This is a genomic window from Okeania sp. SIO2B9 (assembly GCF_010672505.1).
GTDB classification, from domain to species: domain Bacteria; phylum Cyanobacteriota; class Cyanobacteriia; order Cyanobacteriales; family Microcoleaceae; genus Okeania; species Okeania hirsuta.
Genome location: NZ_JAAHGK010000745.1, coordinates 1 through 3,875 on the forward strand (window position 1 = coordinate 1; position 3,875 = coordinate 3,875).

The following is a 3,875-nucleotide window of genomic DNA, read 5'->3' on the forward strand; positions in this document are numbered from 1 at the left end:
ATAATTCTGCCTCTGAGACAGTAAAACGAAGAGGCAAATGAATGACAGGAGTGTTATCCCTAAAAGTGACTTGAATATCTGTTTCCGAGGTTTGGCTGACCATGAAATCTTGGTTCCTATTTTTGATGATTATAGTTTTGTTTCTACAAAAGTTTTTTCTGAGATTTTATTGGCATAATCAGCTTAAAAATTATGCTCAAACAATCCTATAGAAATTACCTTAATGGTTAGACCACCCTCTAGACTAATGATTAGCAATGGTTAGATACTAATATATGAACTGAAGTATACTAATCTCTGCCAATTACATTCAAGAATAGAACATATTCAGATAGTATCAGCAGAAACCAAACTGCTTTTTCTGTTAATCTAGTTATATCGCCATAATAACACCAAAATAACTAGAATCAATTTGAGTGGATTGTTACTCACGACCGATTCTAGTTTTGATGAATTTACTCCTAACCCACTCAAGATTTCCTGTCTAGTTATAGATATTTTCAGAGCGTGAAGTTTCACGACTTCCTTTAACTCTTGCCTTTGCTTTAGTAGCACTGCGCTTGAGAGCTTGAAGTCGTGCTTCATATTTGGCCCTCTGTCGTTTTTTGGGAGTTTGCTCGATTAAAGTTTTCAGAGCGCTGCCCAGACTTTTATAAGCATTAGGAAGTGAGTAACCGAAACGAGTTGCTAAGGCGATCGCCTTATCGTCTGCTTCTATTGCTTCTTTGAGATTACGTTCTCCGTTATTCTTCTGATAGAGTCTATACCCAGATACACCACACAAAGCTAAAGCTAGAACTAAAAGTAGACCATCCTGTACCCATAGCTCACCCACAGCACCCCCTAAACCAATAGCAAGGGCAGCCATTTCCCAACCATCCCTGGGAATTGTATCGTTTTGAATTCTGGCCACTTCATGCCAGAATAACAGGTTACGTTGGTCTAATGCTAATTGCTCCCAAAGTGTTAGGTCGATGGATATTTCTATTTGGTCTTTGCCTATTTCTTCGCTGCGAATGAGTGGAGGATTAACTTCAATGGACTTTTCTACCATGACCCAACTTTGTAATTCTGGTGGTAGTAAGCCTTTTAGACGCCTAATTTCACTCATTTCGGCTCTGGCAGTGGCAGTAGCATAAGATGTCATAGTTTGTTTGAGTCCTATAGATTTTTCAACACATAGTTATCCTTTATTTAAATAGTTTACCGTAAGATTTCAAACAGTATGTTTTCTACTCTTGCTTAGGGATATAGGAGTTAGGTGAAAATTCACACTTATTAAGTTACTTAGATTGTGAGTTTTATAGATAGGAATTTGGATTCATATAAATATAAATTATGGTTCTCTTGAAAAAGAAACTTTGTATTTAGGGAGAAAGTTTGCAGATTTGATTATGTTTAGGAGGAATAAAGTTAAATAATTTGAGATGAGATACCTGTCTGAAAAAGCTATCCGGCAACAAGATTTTGAAGATTTATCAGTCTAGTATGATTGAGTAATTACGCTCTAGAGTGTGATGAATAATTCCTGATTTTCAACAGTTGGAATACAAGGCGAGGGTAAAATAAAAAGAGTGCAATAGTTGATTAAAATTTTGACAAAGAAGCGTTAAGCATAGTCTTCGACCGTAAAATTTTGATGCCTACTAATAATCTACAGTATTTGATCGTGGTTGAGGGGAAAAAATCAAATAATTTATAGCAATCATATTTCACTTGTAAGATTTTAGTGGTAATTAGGAGTCAGTCCTCAGAAGTCAGAATATAAAAGGATTTTGACCGATCTTATTTGATCGATCTTAATTGTTCTTAAATATCTCATAAATCATTCCTGATTGTTATATTTAGATATCTTTCTGGAAAAGCTATGAGGCAACTAAGAGCTTGAGTTGTATACAGCAGTTTTGGTGAGGAGGTGAGATACATTTTTACTTTACATTAAAATATATTCTCTTTTCTCTGTTTTCTTCTGGATATGTTACCTAATTGTCCATAATTTTGTACTTCTGGAAAGTTGCAGACTACTGTATCTAATCTTTTCAGTAATTAAGATTAATCTACAGTATTTGATTATGCTGAGTCGGAAAAAATTCAAGAATCCAAAATCAGGAGATATCTGTCTGAAAAAGCTATCAGACAACTAAGAGCTTGGAAAAGTTATATATCTCATCTTTTGAGTAATTATGATCTAGTGGTCTGTCAAGATAGTTGTGAGTACTAGCAAATCAAAAAAAGCATTACCCAAAATCTAAAATTACAAAAATATATTCATCATTTCAAATTTGTGCAGATCACTATAGTAAATTAATTTGTGTAATGAATGATTCTTGGTTTTTGACAGTTAACAGACAAGGTAAAAATAAAATCCAAATTAATAGTACAGAGATTTATCAAAGTTTGTATTTAGAAATTAAACAAAGACTATAACTAGATATTTCAGTAGTTCAAGTATTAGAGTGGATGGTGAATACGGTAGTAGTTGCTTATGAAAATTATCAAAGACAACATAATACTAAAATAGCCCAATTAACTACTGGAGCGCTGAATAATTCAAAACGCAGATGGCATGAGTTTATAGTTACTGGATTTTTCGCTAAAGTAGCCATAAATTTTGATTTAGAGTACAAAATACCTCTGATAACTTTCAGACTTTCTAGTTCAAGAGATGAAACTCAACCTGAATTTTTCAGGATTTTTCAAACCAAAGAATTTCAAACAAGTTATCCTCTGGAAAATATTGAAACAATTAAAAAGAATTTTTTTCTCAAGTACTGATTATATTATTTCTGTAATTGAAGATGAGCAGCTTTTCCCGTCAATCCAGCCATACATAGAGCTACAAGCACAGCAACCATAATATTTAGGAGTAGAAATTTATGATTTATTAAAAGGTAGACTTAAGGCTAGAGAAGTAAAAGCTTTTATCTCTGTTAAAGTTAGGAATTATTCAGTTTCATCAATCATCTAGGTTTTAGCTTTGAGAAAATCAGAAATAGGAAACTGAGATGGGAATAATTATATTTTGGATAGAGCAAATTTTGATACTATTTGTGGCGTTTTGTCAATGTCTATAATTACTTAGGTACTTTTACTTATGCAAAATTTGTTTTTTTGAGCTTATTTTAGCTTGCTGCAAATCGCAATATCTAGGATATTTTTAACGTAAATACTGGGTTGTAGCTTTGTTGAAAGGAGGTTATTTTTGTTTTAGATATAAAATTAGCATCATACCTTAATGTTCAGAGTATGATACAAATCCCTGAAACAACGCAAGCTCGTGAAATATTTTGTAATAATTGAGAAAAAAAGGGATTTTTTTGATTTGCACAAACAATCTTAAAGCTTATTTAGATTAGTAAAAGTTATCTATATTCTCTTGGCCTCAAGTTTTGATTTAAAGGTAGTTTGCGATCGCTTAAAGTAAGAAAAAATTGATAGATTGTCAGGACTTACGCAAATACACTATATGTAGCATATGCTAATCTATGCGATTGCTGACGCAAAGCTCCGCTAACGCTACAATATCTAGCATGGAAATGTTTTTTATTCATTACTGTATCGTCAAAAATCAAATATCCATCCCTAGTAGTTTCAATTTCTTCTTTGACATTTTTCCATATTTTTTCTAGTTTAAAATCTGTGAATGAGATGAAAATTGTCTCTGACTTAAGTCATCAGCAAGAATTAGTGACTATAGAAAATTATTACCTCATATCTAAGTCAAATAAAATCGGTAAATTCAGAAAACCTCCACAGAGGATTTTTGTCAGTCAGTGGTAAATTTTGACAAGAGAAAAAGACTATTAAATAAGTTAATCTTTTAAATCACTATCAATGAGAACTGCAATAAAGAGTGCAGGTTCTTTACCATTATA

At 32.5% G+C, this 3,875-nt stretch carries 2 protein-coding genes; one reads left to right on the forward strand and one right to left on the reverse strand.

Going from position 1 to position 3,875, the window contains the following annotated elements:
• Positions 1 to 484 precede the first annotated feature (484 nt).
• Positions 485 to 1,147, reverse strand: coding sequence for a DUF3318 domain-containing protein (locus F6K13_RS22660; protein WP_202223408.1), 663 nt, complete (start codon positions 1,145 to 1,147; stop codon positions 485 to 487).
• A gap of 1,313 nt (positions 1,148 to 2,460) precedes the next feature.
• Here F6K13_RS22660 and F6K13_RS22665 point away from each other — a divergent pair.
• Complete coding sequence (locus tag F6K13_RS22665) at positions 2,461 to 2,775, forward strand: hypothetical protein (protein WP_124147510.1); 315 nt, start codon at positions 2,461 to 2,463, stop codon at positions 2,773 to 2,775.
• Positions 2,776 to 3,875 lie beyond the last annotated feature (1,100 nt).

Bases quoted from the DNA above. Each gene is read 5' to 3' on its own strand.
- F6K13_RS22665 (WP_124147510.1), top strand. From the start codon at position 2,461: ATGGTGAATACGGTAGTAGTTGCTTATGAAAATTATCAAAGACAACAT.
- F6K13_RS22660 (WP_202223408.1), bottom strand. From the start codon at position 1,147: ATGACATCTTATGCTACTGCCACTGCCAGAGCCGAAATGAGTGAAATT.